Consider the following 15,792-nt stretch of genomic DNA (forward strand, 5'->3'; position numbering starts at 1 on the left):
CGTGTGATGCGCTGGGCACCAAGGGCTTCGCGAGTTGAGCGTACCGTCACTTGATCGTCGCGCCCGCGTCGATCGGCAGCGAGATCCCGGTGATGTAACGGGCCTCGTCGCTGGCCAGAAACACCACCGCATTGCTCACATCGCCGGGTTCGATCCATGGCACCGGCAGCGCGTTCATCTCTCCGGCTGGCACCGCGAACATCTCCCTGGTCGGATGCGGATCGTCCGGCAGGAACACGCGATAGGTTGCCTCATTCATGATCATCGGTGTGTCGACATTCGTCGGGTGGATGCTGTTGACCCGGATGCTCAGCGGTGCCAGCTCAAGGGCAAGCGTCTTCATCAACCCGACTACCCCATGTTTGGCGGCGACGTAGTGCCCAATGCCGGGCTGACCGATGAGCCCCGCGATGCTGCTGGTGAGTATGATCGATCCGCCATTGCCCCCGGCGATCAGGTGCGGTACCGCCGCTTTCGTGGTGCGCCACACTCCGGACAGATTGATGTCGATAATCTGTGACCAGGCTTGCTCGGAGAGCTCGAAGGTTGCACCCACGGAAAGGATTCCGGCGTTGGCTATCACGATGTCGAGTCGTCCAAGCTGGGCCACCCCGTCGTTGACCGCGGAGATGAGCGCCTCACCGTCGCGGACGTCGACTTCGCGGGTCATGACGTTCTGACCGAGTTCCTTGACCTGGCGGGCGGTTTCTTCGAGATCCTCGGGAGTCGATAGCGGATAAGGCACCGACTCGATCTGACGGCAAATGTCGAGCGCGATGATGTCGGCGCCCTCCTGGGCAAGCCGCAGCGCATGGCTGCGACCCTGGCCGCGCGCGGCACCGGTGATCAACGCGACTTTGCCTGCTACCCGTCCGGTCATGCGCTTCTCCTATTAGATGGAACGAAAGCAGTTGGTTTTCAGGTCTTTTCGAAAGTCAGAGGGACGCGGTCGGGGCAATTGGCAACCCCCGGCGCCCACTTGAGTTCGGTCGGATCTACGTCGAATTTCAGATTGGTAATCCGGGCCAGCAGCTCTTCGAACGCGATGGTGATCTCCACGCGGGCTAGGTGCATGCCCACGCACCGGTGGATGCCCAGACCGAAGCCGGCGTTGCCGCCGCGTGGTGGGTCGAACTGCAGCTGGTCGGCGTTGGGAAACTTCTCTTCGTCGCGGTTAGCCGAGTCGAAACGCACCATTACCCGGTCGCCCTTGCGCATTGGGCACCCGCCGACCTCGGTGTCGCGGGTAACCGTGCGGCCGAACGTGGCTACCGGGGATACGTGCCGGATGAACTCGTCCATGTCGTTGCGCACCCAGCGCGGATCTCGCACGCGGGCTTCGAGCTCGGGCCGCAAGGCAATGTTCATGGCGATGGTGCCGATCGCCGAACGAGTGGTGTCGAGCCCGCCGAGGAACAGCACACAGATGGCGCCGAGCGCCTGCTGCGGATCGAGCGGCTTGCCGTCAACAGTGCCGGTGACCAGCGACCGCAGGATGCCCTCTTCCTCAGGCGGATTCGCGGTGGCCGCGGCCAGGTATTCGGCGGCCAGCATCCCGAGCTTCATGAAGTTTTCTTCGGTGCCGTCTTCGGTGACGGCGAAGACGACCTCTTTGGCCCGCTCCATCTTGGCCATGTCGGTTTCCTTGAACACCACAGAGGCCAGCACGCGGGACACGAACGGTCCGGCGAACTCACCGAGGAGTTCAACCTTCCCGTTGTCGACGAATCCATCGATGAGTTCGCGCGCGATGCTGCGCATCTCGTCTTCGAACGTCAGCGAGTATTTGCGCGACAGAAACGGGTTGAGCAGCTGGCGAAACCCGGTGTGCAGCGGCGGATCGGAGTCCAGCGGACCGAGGCCGACCGGGGTGGGTGCGGGTGAACCGCTCCGCGACGAGAACGTTTCCGGATCCTCGAGGACTCTTCGAACGTCGGCATAGCGGGTGACCATCCACATCGGACCGGTCAGTTCGGCCTCGGTGCGCACCACCGGGCAGTGCGCGCGGGCGTAGGCGAAAGCGTCGTACTTCCAGTTCTCGTGTTCGGCGTCGAACAGGTCGAACGTGGGAAGCAGCGCGGCGAGATGGCGATCAATGGCGGAAGAGGTCATCGATACGGCTCCGTACCTTGAGCAACCGCATTCAAACGGCGTTCGGTATTTAATTGGCCAGCATGCCATATGAGGTGCGTCACGTTCAACTGAAAGATGGGCCTTGCCCCGGGGGCTAGCGCCGCCTTCGTCAGCCCTGCACGACTGGGTCCAACTTGAGCGGTCGAGCGGCCTCGACCATGATGATCTCCCACTCGAGTCGCGGGTGTTCTGCCCATTCGCGGCGAGACTTGATGCGAGCGCGATCGGGAAAGCCATGGTGGATGCCCTGCGGATCGTGGCTGAGCAGGCCGGCTTTCAGCGAGCGACCCAGCGATTTTCCGCCGTGGATCAGCGCGATCTCGTCGTAGTCGGCGTTGCGGTGGAACCACGGGATGCGCTCGACGCCCTTGATCGACTCGAACGGACGCGGGAGCAGATTGATGATGTTGATGCCCTCGGCGACCAGGAAGCAATGCATCGACGGCGCCAGGTGCAGGCTGTCGGACATGATCACGTTCCAGTCGCGGATGTTGAACGTAAAAGGAAAGTAATCACCTTTCCAACCCTGCACGTCGCAGGGGTGATGGTCCACGTAGATCGATGAGTACTCGTTGTCGTACTTGACCCTGATCTCGTATTCGTCTCGATCAGAGGGCATCGCGGCGGGCTCGGGCACGCGGATCACGTCGGGGTCGAAGGGGGCGTGGCGGCCCAGTCCCACATAGGTAGGCGCCCGCAGTTCACCAACCGTCTCGATGCCGAACAGCGTGGTCTCACCGCCGCCGACCACGAAGCGGTGCGTGATTGCCTTGGGGATGACGATGTAGTCGCCTCGCCCGTAGCTGATGGGTCCGAATTCCGTCTCGACTGTGCCGGATCCGTCATGGACGAACCAACATTCGTCGCCGTCGACGTTGCGGCGGTAGAACGGCATCGGTTCGGCACGCCGCGACAACCAGATGGTGACGTCAGCGTTGTAATAGAGCCGTTGTGCGTCTCCGCGCGGATCGGTCAGGTCCCCTGGCTTGATGTCATCAAGCATTACGCTGGTCGACCTGAACCGGCCCTCGGTACGGAAAATCGTCGGGTCATGAGAGCGGTACAACACGGCCTCGCGGCCGTCGAAGCCCCGCCGGGTGAGTTCGTCGTCCTTGAGGAGTTCGCCGTTGACACCAGCGCTGGGCAGATCGCGGTGCGCCTGCCTGCTCGTCGTGCCCTTGTTGAACTGGATCAAGGTACGCATGGTCATAGCGTCAGCATATGACATTCGTCAAGCATTTGACGATCGGCATTTGGTTAAGTTCTGGGCGGTGAGACTCCTCGTCGGGGCGCTGATACCTTCCGATGCGGCGATGGCAGCGTGCCCGCAAACTAACTTTGTTTGGTATCTTGACCGGGTGGTCGAGCTTCCAGCAGGCACCCCACGGACCGGTCTGCCGCCGTTGACCGGGGTGCGTGTGCTGGACTTGAGCGCATTGGGTCCCGGCCCCTTCTGTTCGATGCTGCTTGCCGATTTCGGAGCCGAGGTGCTGGCGGTCGGGCGGCCGGGCGCCCCGCACCCCTTCGATCCGGCCGGGTCCCTGTCACGGGGTAAACGCTCGGCCGTAGTGGACATGCGCGCGCCGCGCGGCCCAGAGGTTATCGCCCGGCTCGCCGACGCCGCCGACGTCCTGCTGGAGAGCAATCGTCCCGGCACGATGGAACGCCGTGGGCTGGGCCCGGACATGTTGTGCGTGCGCAATCCGAGGCTGATCTACACGCGGCTGACAGGCTGGGGGCAAGACGGGCCTTACCGCGACAGGGCCGGGCACGACATCAACTACGCCGCGATCGCGGGCACACTCGGCGTGATCGGCGACGAACGGCCGGTACCCCCATTGGCAATGTTGGGCGACCTGGCGGGTGGCTCGCTCTTCGCGGCGCTGGGCATCGTGATGGCGCTCTACGAACGCGCCGTCACGGGCCGGGGCCAAGTTATCGACGCGGCGATCGCCGACGGCTCGGCGCTGCTCAACCTCACCAACCTCGCCGAGTTCAACGCTGGGATCTGGGCCGGCCGCGGCCGGCACATCCTGTCTGGGAACGCGCCGTTCTACGGTCCCTACGCGTGCGCCGACGGTCGGTTCTTTGCCGTCGGCGCCATCGAACCGAAGTTCTACGCCGACTTCCTCGGCGCTCTCGGCATCGAAGACGTCGACATCTCCGAGCAGCTCAACCCGGCGCACTGGCCCGAATTGCGCGAGAGGATCGCGGCCGTATTCGCAACCAAACCGCGCGCCCACTGGACCGCGGCGTTCGCCGATGTCGACGGTTGCGGAACACCGGTTCTCGAACTCGATGAACTCGCGGACGACCCGCATTTGCGGGCACGCTCCACGCTCGTCACCGAACCGGACGGCTCGGTGACCGCCGGCCCCGCGCCGCGGCTATCCCGCACCCCGGGCCGGATCGGCCCGGCGCCGAGCGCGATCGGTGCCGATACCCGGGTTGTGCTGCGCGAGTGGGGTTTCGCCGACGACGAAGTCAGATCCTTGATCGCCGACGCGACAGTCGCGTCGGCCGAGTGACACCGCGACCGTCGCCTTCACTCGACGACGATGGCGTGCTCCGGGCAGCTCAGCACCGCCTCGTCGATATCGGCCCTATCCGCGTCATCGACACCATCACGCAGCACCACTCCGAAACCGGCGTCGTCCATGTCGAAGTAAGTCGGCGCGATGAGCACGCACCGGCCGTGCCCCTGGCACTTACCTGAGTCGATGGCCACACGAGGCAACGTCTTTCACCCCCCGCAATTCTTGCCTTTGCGGTCCAGCCGGCGCCGCCAGTCGTGCGCGCCGGTGAGCCGCACCAGCCGTGCCTGTAGTCGGCTCATCCACGGCACGTACGGATACCAGTGCGGTTCTGACCGCAGCTTGAACCGTTCGGTCACGATGGCCTGCTGCCGGCAGAACTTGAGAAGTCCGGCGGCCCCGCCGTTACGGCCACCGATGCCCGAGGACTTCCAGCCACCCATCGGCAGGGTAAGCAGCATGGTGGCGGTCAGCACGCTGTTGATGTTGACCGCGCCGGCTTCCAGCCGACGGGCAACCCGATCCGCCCGCTCCTTGTTCCCGCTGAACACGCTGGCGGCCAACCCGTAGGGCGAGTCGTTGGCCAGCCGGATGGCCTCGTCCTCGTCACGGACTCGCATCACCGGCAGCGTCGGGCCGAATGTTTCCTCACGCATGCAGACCATCGAGTGGTCGACGCCGGTCAGCACCGTTGGCTGGAAGAACATCCCGACGTCGGCGCGCTTACCACCGGTCAGGGCCCGGGCGCCGGCCTGCAGCGCATCGTTGACGTGACGCTCGACAATGCTGAGCTGGTTCTCGGTGGCCATCGCCCCGATCTCGGTTGCGAAGCTGCCGTCGCGGTCCATCCCTTGGCGCAGCGGCGCGACTTTGTCGGCCAGCTTGGCCACGAACTCGTCGTAGACCTTGTCCTGCACATAGATTCGCTCTACCGACACGCAGATCTGTCCGGAGTTCCACAAACCGCCCCACACCGCGCCGCTGGTCGCGCGGTCGATATCGGCGTCGTCGAGCACGATCATGGCGTCCTTACCGCCGAGCTCCAGGCCACACGGTATGAGCCGCTCTCCCGCGCGTGCGGCGATCTTTCGGCCGGTGGCCGTGGACCCGGTGAACTGAATCATGTCCACCTCGTCGACCACCGCGGCCCCGATGGCGCCACCGCCGGTGACGCACGCCATCACCGGTGGCCCTTTGACCTCCTCCAGCCAGCCGCGGGTCACCTCGGCCCAGGTCAGAGGCGTGACCTCCGACGGCTTGAAGATGACCGCCGCCCCGGCCATCAGCGCTGGAATGCCATCGATGGTCGAGGTGGCCAGCGGGCCGTTCCACGGGGTGATGATGCCCACGAGCTGGTGCGGCCGGTGGAAGACGCGCAGGTTCTTGGTCAGCGCCATCGTGCCCGAGCGCTTTACGGTGCGATCGGCGAGAAATTCCGCGGCGTGCTTGGTGAAGTAGTTCACCATGTCGACGAACACGGCGGTCTCGATCTGGGCGTCACCCCACGATTTGCCGGTCTCCTCCTGCATCAGCCCGATCAACCGCTGCTCGTTGTCAAGCACCCAATCGAGCAGGCGCAGGACGTGCTTGGCTCTGCCGTCCGGGCCGAGGTCTTCCCACGCCGGCTGCGCGGCCCGTAGCTGCCGAGCGACTTCGTGCACGTGTCCCGGCGTCATGTCGGGCACGCGGCCGACCACCCGTCCGTCCGCGGGGCAGCGAACGGTGAGGAACCCGGACCCGTGGGATGGAGCGCTAACACCCACATCGGTCTGCGTCGTCATCGACGGTCCTTTCGGAGGCCTACGGTGTCGATAGCCTAACAGTGTTTGGTACCCGCGATCCATGTGTCTGGGCCCGCCCTTTACCCTGATCGTATGAGCCTGCCGCGACATGACGGTCGCGATCTTGCATCCGTGAGCTCCGATCAAATTCTGTATGCAGAAGACCTGGCCATCGGAGACTGGATGGACTTGGGCCCCGTCGAAGTGACCCGAGACGAAATCGTCGGCTTTGCAAGGCAATTCGACCCGCTGCCCATCCACGTCGACGGAACCGAATCACCGTTTGGCGACGTGATCGCCAGTGGCATGCACACACTGGCGTTGTTCGCGAGCATGTCGTCACCGAAGTTCATGGCCCGGCTCGCGCTGGTGGCGGGCAAGGGGTTCGACCGCATGCGACTGCCGAATCCCGTCCGTCCCGGCTCGGTGCTCACCGGATACCTGCAGGTCGTCGAGGTCAGGATGGGTTCGCGAAAGGCCGATGTGCACTGTATCTACGAGATGGTGGATCAAAACGGCGACCTGGTGATGACGATGGTGGGCATCCAGGTCGTTCGCCGCCGGCACCCCGTCGCCGACTGACCGACGCTTCATCACCTGCCTCCGCGAGCCGCCGTGCGTTAACCTACCGCCATGAGGTTATGTGCTCGTCGCCGGCGAAGGCCGCGGTGGTGATGTCGCCACTGCCCAGCCGCGAGCCAGGCGTTCCGCACTGGACTGACATCGACTGGGATCCGTCGATCGCGAACCGGCTGATCAATGACCTGCGGCTGCGCTACCTCGACTACGGCTCGGGTCCCGCTCTAGTTCTGTTGCATGGCATGGCTGCCAGCTGGCAATGGTGGCTCGAGAACATTCCGACACTGGCTGAGCATCATCGGGTCATTGCCGTCGATTTGCCTGGCTTCGGCCAATCCGAGCCGTTGCCCGCACCAGCAGAGATGGCCACTCATGCGCGCACGGTGCTCGATCTGCTGACTGCGCTCGGCATCGAATCAGCAACGGTGGCAGGGCATTCCATGGGCGGGCTGGTCGCCATGGAAATGTTTGTCGCCGACCCGCGGCGCGTGCGGAACCTGATTCTGGTCGACTCAGGCGGTGTGCCCATGTCGGAACGACGCCTTCGTGTAGTACTCGTGGTGCTGCGGGTCTGCTCCGCGGTCTTGCGCAGACGCTTCGTTCGCCAGGCTCTGGCGACCAAGCAGTGGGTTCGGCGGCTCGCCCTTCGGGCAGCGTTCCGCGATCCCCGTGCCATGTCGCCGGAGCTGGCGGCCAAAACCATGCCATTGCTCGGCGGCGGGGGCTTTGTCGACGCGGTCGCCGCGGCAGGTCGCGCCGTGCGCGCTACGGTGCCCGAGGCGATCACCTGCCCGGTCTTGCTGGTGTGGGGCGAGCGGGACGTTATCGCGCCCGCTTGGTGTGCCCGGCAGCTGCACGACAGGTTGCCTGACTCCGAACTCGTTGTTTTCGCCAGCGCGGGACACACCCCGATGATCGAATTCCCAGACCAATTCAACGATTTGGCGTCAAAGTTCATGGCTGCACGAAACGGCGACTACAGCAGGGTGCGACGTCGTACCGAGAACGGACTGCCCGTCCCAGGTGCATAACGTCTCGAGCGCCACCTCATTCGGTCTTGCGCGCGGGCTACTCGGATTTCCCGCAACCGACCTTCTCCCCTTGTCATCGGCCGCCGGCTAGCGCTTGGCGAAGTCTTGGCCGGACCGCCGATGTCGACCAGGCCTTGCATGGCCACCAACCGTCGGCGTCGACCTCAACCCGGCGATGGCTAACACCCCAAACCGTCGTCGAATGCGCTCCTTGACACACCAGGTGTACACGGTGTACGAATACTGCGCACAGTAGGTGTGCACAGTGTATGAATAGCCTGCACACAAGCCCAGCGCCTGAATCAGAGGAGTGCAGTAATGGGAAACAACGATCCGGGCGCCAACACCGCCGACGTTGTCGTGGTGGGTGCGGGTCACAACGGGCTGACCGCCGCCTGTTATTTGGCCAAAGCGGGGCACAACGTGCTTGTCGTCGAGGCCTCGCCCACGATCGGCGGGATGACATCGACCTACGCCACGATGCCTGGAGCGCCTCACCACCTGGTGAACGAGGGCGCCGTCCAGGCCTCGCTCTACCGGGCCACCACTATCGAAGCCGATCTGCAGCTCTCGAAATACGGGCTGCGCCAGGTCGTCGCCGATCCGCAGCACCTGCATCTGGGGCCGGACGGCGAGTCACTCGCGATCTGGCGCGACGCCAATCGGACGGCCGACGAGCTGCGGCGGTTCTCGAAAAAGGACGCCAAGGCCTGGCTCGAGATGGCCGAAACGCTTGACCTCTGCATGGATGTGATGCTCGCCTACATGCGCTCGCACCCGCTGCGGCCGCGTATAGGCGAAATGCTCAAGGGCGCCGCGCGGATGGCGCGCCATCCCAGGCAGATGATCGCGCTGAGCCGCTACTTCTCCGTGTCGCACGCCCAGATCATCGACGAGTCGTTCGAGTCTTCTCTGGTCCGCGGCGCGCTCGCGCAGATGCCGACCTTCGACTGGATGCGCCGCGACACCACCGCTTGGGCGATGATCTACGTCGCGATCGTGCACCGCACCAGCTCCTCGCGTTTCGTCGGCGGAACAGGGGCGCTCCCTCGCGCGCTGGAAGCGTGCCTGCGTGAGCACGGCGGAACGGTGCGGACCTCGGCGCCGGTGAAGCAGATCCTCGTCCGCAATGGCCGCGCGGAGGGCGTCGTGCTCAAGAGTGGCGAAGAGATACGCGCGAACGCCGTGCTGGCCGCCTGCGACCCCAAGACCGCACTCGCCGGCCTGCTGCCGAAGGGCGCCCTGCCGGACAAACTTGCGGCGGCGGCGGCCCACATCCCCACCAACACCACCGGCGCCGGCCATATGAAGGTCAACGTGGCGCTGCGCGGGCAGCTTCATCTCCCCCGCCACGCCGCGCTGCGGTCCGACGGCCTTGACCTCCGCAACCCCGTGACCTGCTGGCACACGTTCGAGGAGCACGTCGAAGGATGGGACGCCATTGTGCGTGGTGACTGGCCGAAGCGGCAACCGTTCCTGGCGGTCATCCCGACCGCCTTGGACCCGACCCAGGCGCCCGACGGTCAGGACACCCTGTGGATCTGGAGTGGCGTGGTGCCCAACAACTCTCGCGAACCCTGGGACGACGTCCGCGAGAGCCTTGCCGACAAGATCCTCGCCGACTGCGCCGACTACTACGAGGGAATCGAGGACCTCGTGATCGATCGCACCGTCCTCACACCAGGTGACGTGGCCGACCGGTTCAACGTCAGCGACGGCAACGTCTATCACGTCGACCCCTCTTTGATGCGGTTCGGGCCGATGCGCCCAGCGCTCGGATTGGCGGACTACAAGTCACCGGTGGACGGGCTGTTCCTCGGCAGCGGGGGGATGCACCCGAGCGCCGGGATCTGCGGACTACCAGGGCAACTGGCCGCGCGCACCATGACGCGTGCACTAAGGAAGGCAAGCGGTGTCCGCCGGCTGGTCCCCACGCGTTTTGCCGCGACCGCCCCTGACGGCCGGCCAACGGCGAGTCAGACCGTCCTTGACTCCGTGATCACCGGCTAGCGAGGAGCCATGCCCAGCAACATCATCTGGTTCGCCGATCAGGAGGCCACCACCAGCGAGCTCGTCGGCGGGAAGGCCGTGAACCTCGCGCGGATGACTGCGGCCGGCTTCACCGTCCCACCGGGCTTCACCGTTTCGACGGCGGCCTACCGGGCCTTCGTCGAGCGGCTGCAAGCCGACATCGACGCCACACTGGTCACAGTGGACTTCACCGACGCCGACGATGTCGAACGCGCGACGGCGGCGATCCGCGCCCAGATCCTGGCAGCCGACGTGCCGGCGCAGATCGGCGCCGACCTGCTGGCGGCCTACGCGCGCCTCGCAGACCAGGACGGGGATCGTTTCGTCGCGGTCCGCTCGTCGGGCACCGCCGAGGATCTCGCGGATGCGTCGTTCGCCGGGTTGCACGACACCTTCCTCGACATCCGGGGTGACGACGAGCTTTTACTCGCCCTGAAGCGGTGCTGGGCGTCGATGTGGACTGCCCGCGCGACCGCCTACCGGCAGGACAAGGGATTCGACCACGAGGGGGCGCTGATTGCGGTCGTCATCCAGGCGATGGTCCGTTCGGAGGTCGCGGGTGTGCTGTTCACCGGCAACCCACTGACCACAGCGACCGATGAGTTCGTCATCAACGCCAGCTGGGGCCTCGGCGAAGCGGTTGTCAGCGGTGTCGTCAACCCCGATGAGTACACCGTCAACGCGGCGGATCTGACGCTGCGCGACCGGCAGATCGGTTCGAAGGCGTTGCGGTTCGTCCGCGACACCCACGTCGGCAGCGGCGTCCTGGAGCAACAGGTCCCCGAGGCCGAGCAACGCCGCGCCTGTCTGGACGACGACCGGGTCGCCGAGCTCGCCGGGCTCGGCCGGCGGGTGCTGGAGTACTACAACGGCATCCCCCAGGACATCGAGTGGGGTTACGAGGCAGGGACGTTCTACCTTCTGCAGTCGCGCCCGATCACCGGCGTCGAATTCTCCTGGGACTCCGATGTCGATGCGTGGCAAACCCACGAGTTCGACCCTGACACGACATGGACCCGTGCCTGGTCGGACTCGAACTGGACCGGCGCGAAGACACCTTTGTTCTACTCGCTACGCGCGTACTCGATGACACGCGGAGAAACCTGGACGAACGAACGGCGTGGCCTGGAAAAGGCTGCTGCAATGCCCTACCTGCGCTACTACAAGGCCGAGATCTACTACAACTGCGACCTCGACCGGGAGGTCGTGACGGCCACGACTCCCAAGGCCTTCCGCCCGCTGCTGCCAGACCTGAGCTTCATCCCGCCGGCGTGGCAGGAAGAGGTGCTCAGCACGAAACTCGACATCGCCCGATGGCTGCGGATGCAGGCGCGGGCGGCATTCCTCGGCGGCAGGCACGCACCCCACAATTGCGCGGAGGCATGCCGCGCCTACATCGAGGACACCGCGTGGCATCCCTCGAACCTGCCACCCCTGGAGCGGCTCTCAGATAGCGAACTCAAGCGCTATGTGCGCCGGTTCAATGAGATTGAGGCCAAGTACTGCGAGGACGTGTGGTTCCTGTTCCTGCAGCACGCTCGCGACGCGCTGTGCCTGTTGCCGATCATCGTAAGTGCGTGGTACCCCGACGATCCGCTTATCCTTCACGACCTGCTCGCCGGCACTACGCGGCCGTCGCGCACGCTGATCGAGAATGCTGCGCTGTGGCGGCTGTCTGAACGGATCCGCGGATCCGCGGCTCTCGTGCGCACCTTCACCGAGCACGAGGGGCCGGCATTCTTCACGGCTCTCCAAGAGTCCGAGGAGGGGCGCGGGTTCCTCGCGGCCTACGCGGAATTCTGTGAGCAGGCCGGCTTCCGCGGACACGCCGACCGCGACCTGATCTTCCCCCGCCGTGTCGAGGATCCGTGGATCGACTACCGCAACTTTCAGACCCTGCTCAGCGTGGCCGACCCAGTCGACCCGGAAAGCCGCGAGCACGACGTCAACGCGCGCCGCGACGCGGCCGTGGCCAAGATCGTCGCGGCGGTCCGTGACCAGCCGATGGGCACGTGGAAGGCGGCGGCCTTCAAGAAGCTGATCAACTACATCCACGACTTCATCGTTCTCCGCGACGATCAGCGCTGGTCCCTCGACCGGTTGACGTTGTCGCTGAAGATGGTGCTGCAGGAGCTTGCTCGGCGCGGCCGGGAGCGCGGCAGGCTCGACGGGGAGGACGACCATTTCTTCCTCACCAAGGACGAGTTGTACGAGGCGCTCGACGGGCACGGCAGCCGCGAGTTGATGAACGCCAAGATCACCGCCCGCCGCCGCGACTGGGAACGCAACGAGAACAAGGTGGCGGGCCTCCCGATGTTCATGCGGCATGGCCGGCCCGCGGATCTCGGGGCCGCGGATGTCGCAGCCGGGGAAGGCCCCTTGCAGGGCATTCCGACCAGCCGTGGCACGGTGACGGGCACCGCGCGAATTGTGCGCACCCAGAAGGAGATCGGTAAGGTCCGTTCCGGGGAGATCCTGGTCTGCAACAGCACGGATCCGGGTTGGACGCCGGTCTTCGTCGTGGTCCAGGGCGTGGTCACCGAGACCGGCGGCATGCTCTCGCACGCGTCGTGTCTGTCGCGCGAGTACGGCCTGCCGTCCGTCCAGATCGCCGGCGCGATGGAGCTCATCCCGGACGGGGCGACGATCACCGTGCATGGCGACACCGGCCGGGTGACGATAGACGACAGTGACCCGACGTCGCCCGAGCCGCACCCAACGAGCGAGCTGGTCGCCGCGGGTGGTCCCTCCGGCGGAGGCGTGGGGTGAGACGGGCTGGCGAGAACTCGCCTGTACCGGGTCCGGTCGGCGATGCCGTGGCGTTCCAGGACGTCGCGGATCGTGCCTGCGATGTCGGGTAGCGTCCTGGAAGTGGGTGGCGAGGCCGGTCGGCGCTTTCGCAGCCACACCGGCCGCAGCGGCCCGGAACTGGCGATCTTCGAGGCCACCGAGCGACTCCTGCAAACCGAGTCACTGCACGAGATCAGCGTGGCGCAGATTCTGCGTGAAGCCGCGGTGTCGCGGGCGGCGTTCTATTATTATTTCGCCTCCAAGCACGACGTGGTCGCGTCCTTGCTCGCCCAGGTATTCGATCAGATCTTCGCCTCGATCGAGCCGTGGACCGGTGGGTTCGAACACTCCTCGCCCGAGGTCCTGCGGCGCAGCCTGCTGACCGGTGTCGACCTGTGGACGAAGCAGGGGCACATCCTGGCGGCGGCGATCGAGAACATGAACGCCGCGCCGCAGCTTCGGAAGCTCTGGGTGGCATTCCTGGATCGCTTCACCGAAGCGGTCGCCCACGAGATCGAGCGTGAGCGCACCGACGGCACCGCGCAGCCCGGCCCGCCAGCGCTGGCTATCGCCGGCGCGCTGGTATGGGGTTCTGAGCGAGTGCTCTACCTCGGCCTGCGCGGCCTGGACCCGGCGGTCGACGGCGTCGCAGCAGCCGGCGACGCGCTGCTCGAGCTGTGGTTCGCGTCAATCTATGGGCCCGACCACGGACCAAGAGCGCGTGCATGACACCGACAGTGAAGACCGGCAATCCCGAGACGCGGCAATCGATACTGGACGCCCTGGATCGCCTACTCCAGCATCACGTGCTCGACGACATCGGCGTGTCCGAAATCCTCACCGAGGCGGGGCTCTCGTCCCGTACCACCTACTACCAGCACTTCGGCAGCCGCGACGAGGCGTTCATCGCGCTGGCACAACACGCGCTCGACGAAATCGGTGCCGAGGTCACCCGGGTAATCGAGGACCCCGAGGTCAGGAGTTCGATTCAACTCCGGGCCGCGGTCGACGGCTGGATCATGCGAGGAGCGCGGCACCGCGGGCTGACGCACAGCCTGATCACCGAATGGCCGCGAATCCCCGAGCTGAAGACGGTCTACGTCGCCTTCCTGGGTGAGCTGTCGGCGCGCCTGGCCACCACGATCGACGAAGACCGCAGCGCCGGGCATGTCGTGACTCCGACGGACAGCCGCACGGCGGCCACGATGGTGCTGTGGTCGGCCGAACGCTCGATCTACGCCACAATGGTTGGCGCCCAAGGGTTCGCCGACCCATCGGCTGTCGCTGACACCCTTGTCGCAGGGTACTTGTCATTGGTCTACGGAATCAGCCTGCCCTCGACCCCCTGACCTAGGGATTCGCCCTGCACCGCACCGCGATGGCACGAGCCGCCTGCACCCGCCCGCGCGTGAACTGCTGGCCGGACTGCCCCACTTTTCAACGCCGTCACGTCAACGACGTGGTCTCGTGAACATAGACTCGCGCGCGCCCATCCACTAGAGTGTGACTGCTTGCTTACGGGCTGGCATGGCGTGCTGATTCCACCTTAGGAGAGACCAGTGGCGGCTCCGGACGTATCTGATCGCTCATTGACCGAACTTTTCGCATTGACTGGCAGGAGAGCACTGGTCACCGGTGGTGCGCGAGGAATCGGTCGCGCCGTGGCTGCCCGGCTGGCTGAAGCCGGGGCCCAGGTGATGATCGCGGATATCGACAAGAGAGAAGCAGAGAGTGCAGCCGCTAGCTTAAAGTCGGCCGGAGTGGTACGTGCCGCCGAGTTGGACGTGACTGATTCGCTCTCAGTGACCGCCGCTGTGGGGAGGGTCGTGCAGGAGTTCGGGGGATTGGAAATCCTGGTCAATAACGCCGGAATCTTCCCAATCACTCCCCTCTTCGAGACCACAGATGAGCAATGGGACCGCGTGCAGAGCACGAACATCGGCGGGGCTTTTCGGTGTTCCCGGGAGGCCGGGAAGGTGATGGCCGCCGCCGGCAATGGCGGGGTGATCATTAACCTCGCCTCGACCCAGGCATTCCGTGCCGGAGCCGCCGGTCTGAGCGCCTATACCTCGAGCAAGGGCGCGATCGTCGCGTTCACTCAGGCCCTGGCGGTCGAGCTGGGCCAGTTCGGCATCCGCGCGGTTGCGGTGGCTCCCACCGTTGTTGACACACCTGGTGTGCAGGCGAACATGCCCACTTTCGAAGCGGCCGGTGTTGGCGACCTCATCGCTGCTATCTCCGCTCAGCTTCCGCTGGGGCGCACCGGCGTTCCGGACGACATTGCCAGGGTGGTCGCATTTTTGGCGAGCGACCTGGCGGTCTTGATCACCGGGCAGACCGTGGCTGTTGATGCGGGCCAACTCTCCGCATGACGCGGTGGTCCTAATTCGCTTTGAGGAGCCAAGTTGACATCAAACGCAAAGATCGAGAATCAGACCCGCATGCGGATCTACGAAACCATGTCCAAGATTCATCAGACCGACGCGCAGGTTCGCAGCCTGCTGATGAGCGGAAAGATCACGATTATCTACTACTCGCCGCGTGGGCAGGAGGCTGTGCCGTCAGCGGTCGCTGCGGCACTTGAGGCCGACGACTACACGGTGACCACATACCGCGGAATTCACGACAGCATCGCCGCCGGCGCGTCACTTGACGAGATCCTGGCCGAAATGTTGGGCAAGGCCACCGGAACATCGAAAGGTAAGGGAGGGCCGATGCATCTGTCAGACCCGGATTCGGGCCTGATGGTGACTACGGGCATAGTCGGCGGCGGCCTGCCAATTGCCAACGGGATCGCGCTGGCCTGCCAGCTCAAGAGCCTGAACCGAGTCACCGTGTGTTACTTCGGTGACGGAGCGACGAACATCGGCGCCTTTCACGAGGCACTCAATCTCGCCGCTGTGTGGTCTCTGC

The 15,792-nt window shown here is 65.2% G+C and carries 14 protein-coding genes; 9 read left to right on the forward strand and 5 right to left on the reverse strand.

The window, feature by feature from the left end:
* Positions 1-46: 46 nt before the first annotated feature.
* From WAN02_RS31800 to WAN02_RS31810, 3 genes are all read right to left on the reverse strand, one after another.
* Positions 47-880, reverse strand: coding sequence for a mycofactocin-coupled SDR family oxidoreductase (locus tag WAN02_RS31800; protein ID WP_422269336.1), 834 nt, complete (start codon positions 878-880; stop codon positions 47-49).
* A 38-nt stretch (positions 881-918) separates the two neighbouring features.
* Positions 919-2,112 (reverse strand): cytochrome P450, encoded by a 1,194-nt coding sequence (locus WAN02_RS31805; RefSeq protein ID WP_422269337.1) that lies wholly within the window; start codon positions 2,110-2,112, stop codon positions 919-921.
* A gap of 130 nt (positions 2,113-2,242) precedes the next feature.
* Positions 2,243-3,343: a homogentisate 1,2-dioxygenase gene (locus WAN02_RS31810; RefSeq protein WP_422269338.1), complete on the reverse strand. Its 1,101-nt coding sequence runs from the start codon at positions 3,341-3,343 to the stop codon at positions 2,243-2,245.
* A gap of 148 nt (positions 3,344-3,491) precedes the next feature.
* Here WAN02_RS31810 and WAN02_RS31815 point away from each other — a divergent pair, with 148 nt between their 5' ends.
* Positions 3,492-4,661, forward strand: a complete 1,170-nt coding sequence (locus tag WAN02_RS31815) for a CaiB/BaiF CoA transferase family protein (RefSeq protein ID WP_422269339.1) — start codon at positions 3,492-3,494, stop codon at positions 4,659-4,661.
* A gap of 17 nt (positions 4,662-4,678) precedes the next feature.
* On the opposite strand, the gene WAN02_RS31820 is transcribed toward WAN02_RS31815, so the two are convergent.
* Positions 4,679-4,861 carry a ferredoxin gene (locus WAN02_RS31820; RefSeq protein ID WP_422269340.1) on the reverse strand — a complete coding sequence of 61 codons (183 nt, stop codon included), beginning with the start codon at positions 4,859-4,861 and terminating at the stop codon, positions 4,679-4,681.
* Positions 4,862-4,876: 15 nt separating this feature from the next.
* Entirely contained in the window at positions 4,877-6,448 is a 1,572-nt protein-coding gene (locus WAN02_RS31825) for an aldehyde dehydrogenase family protein (RefSeq protein ID WP_422269341.1), read from the reverse strand.
* 132 nt (positions 6,449-6,580) lie between these two features.
* On the opposite strand from WAN02_RS31825, the gene WAN02_RS31830 reads away from it, so the two are divergent.
* The 8 genes from WAN02_RS31830 to WAN02_RS31865 form a co-directional block, all read left to right on the forward strand.
* Entirely contained in the window at positions 6,581-7,030 is a 450-nt protein-coding gene (locus WAN02_RS31830) for a MaoC/PaaZ C-terminal domain-containing protein (protein WP_422269342.1), read from the forward strand.
* Positions 7,031-7,089: 59 nt separating this feature from the next.
* The gene (locus WAN02_RS31835; protein ID WP_422269343.1) at positions 7,090-8,058 is read left to right on the forward strand and encodes an alpha/beta fold hydrolase; all 969 of its coding nucleotides are present in this window, start codon (positions 7,090-7,092) and stop codon (positions 8,056-8,058) included.
* A gap of 318 nt (positions 8,059-8,376) precedes the next feature.
* On the forward strand, positions 8,377-10,068 hold the full coding sequence (locus WAN02_RS31840) for a phytoene desaturase family protein (RefSeq protein ID WP_422269344.1): 1,692 nt from the start codon (positions 8,377-8,379) through the stop codon (positions 10,066-10,068).
* 9 nt (positions 10,069-10,077) lie between these two features.
* A complete protein-coding gene (locus WAN02_RS31845) occupies positions 10,078-12,858 on the forward strand; it encodes a PEP/pyruvate-binding domain-containing protein (RefSeq protein ID WP_422269345.1) in 2,781 nt (926 codons plus the stop codon).
* Between the two features lie 81 nt (positions 12,859-12,939).
* Positions 12,940-13,608, forward strand: a complete 669-nt coding sequence (locus WAN02_RS31850; RefSeq protein ID WP_422269346.1) for a TetR/AcrR family transcriptional regulator — start codon at positions 12,940-12,942, stop codon at positions 13,606-13,608.
* Positions 13,605-14,228, forward strand: a complete 624-nt coding sequence (locus WAN02_RS31855; protein WP_422269347.1) for a TetR/AcrR family transcriptional regulator — start codon at positions 13,605-13,607, stop codon at positions 14,226-14,228. The genes WAN02_RS31850 and WAN02_RS31855 overlap by 4 nt, the downstream gene beginning before the upstream one ends.
* A gap of 210 nt (positions 14,229-14,438) precedes the next feature.
* Positions 14,439-15,251 carry an SDR family NAD(P)-dependent oxidoreductase gene (locus WAN02_RS31860; RefSeq protein ID WP_422269348.1) on the forward strand — a complete coding sequence of 271 codons (813 nt, stop codon included), beginning with the start codon at positions 14,439-14,441 and terminating at the stop codon, positions 15,249-15,251.
* Between the two features lie 33 nt (positions 15,252-15,284).
* The coding region (locus tag WAN02_RS31865) for a thiamine pyrophosphate-dependent enzyme (protein ID WP_422269349.1) at positions 15,285-15,792 on the forward strand (508 nt) is incomplete at its 3' end.

The sequence above is a fragment of the Mycobacterium sp. genome (assembly GCF_049281135.1).
Taxonomy (GTDB): Bacteria; Actinomycetota; Actinomycetes; order Mycobacteriales; family Mycobacteriaceae; genus Mycobacterium.

Excerpts from the sequence above, each read along its gene's own strand:
- WAN02_RS31840 (WP_422269344.1), top strand. The coding sequence starts at position 8,377 with ATGGGAAACAACGATCCGGGCGCCAACACCGCCGACGTTGTCGTGGTG.
- WAN02_RS31855 (WP_422269347.1), top strand. The coding sequence starts at position 13,605 with ATGACACCGACAGTGAAGACCGGCAATCCCGAGACGCGGCAATCGATA.
- WAN02_RS31835 (WP_422269343.1), top strand. The coding sequence starts at position 7,090 with ATGTGCTCGTCGCCGGCGAAGGCCGCGGTGGTGATGTCGCCACTGCCC.
- WAN02_RS31845 (WP_422269345.1), top strand. The coding sequence starts at position 10,078 with ATGCCCAGCAACATCATCTGGTTCGCCGATCAGGAGGCCACCACCAGC.
- WAN02_RS31825 (WP_422269341.1), bottom strand. The coding sequence starts at position 6,448 with ATGACGACGCAGACCGATGTGGGTGTTAGCGCTCCATCCCACGGGTCC.
- WAN02_RS31800 (WP_422269336.1), bottom strand. The coding sequence starts at position 880 with ATGACCGGACGGGTAGCAGGCAAAGTCGCGTTGATCACCGGTGCCGCG.
- WAN02_RS31810 (WP_422269338.1), bottom strand. The coding sequence starts at position 3,343 with ATGACCATGCGTACCTTGATCCAGTTCAACAAGGGCACGACGAGCAGG.
- WAN02_RS31850 (WP_422269346.1), top strand. The coding sequence starts at position 12,940 with ATGTCGGGTAGCGTCCTGGAAGTGGGTGGCGAGGCCGGTCGGCGCTTT.
- WAN02_RS31805 (WP_422269337.1), bottom strand. The coding sequence starts at position 2,112 with ATGACCTCTTCCGCCATTGATCGCCATCTCGCCGCGCTGCTTCCCACG.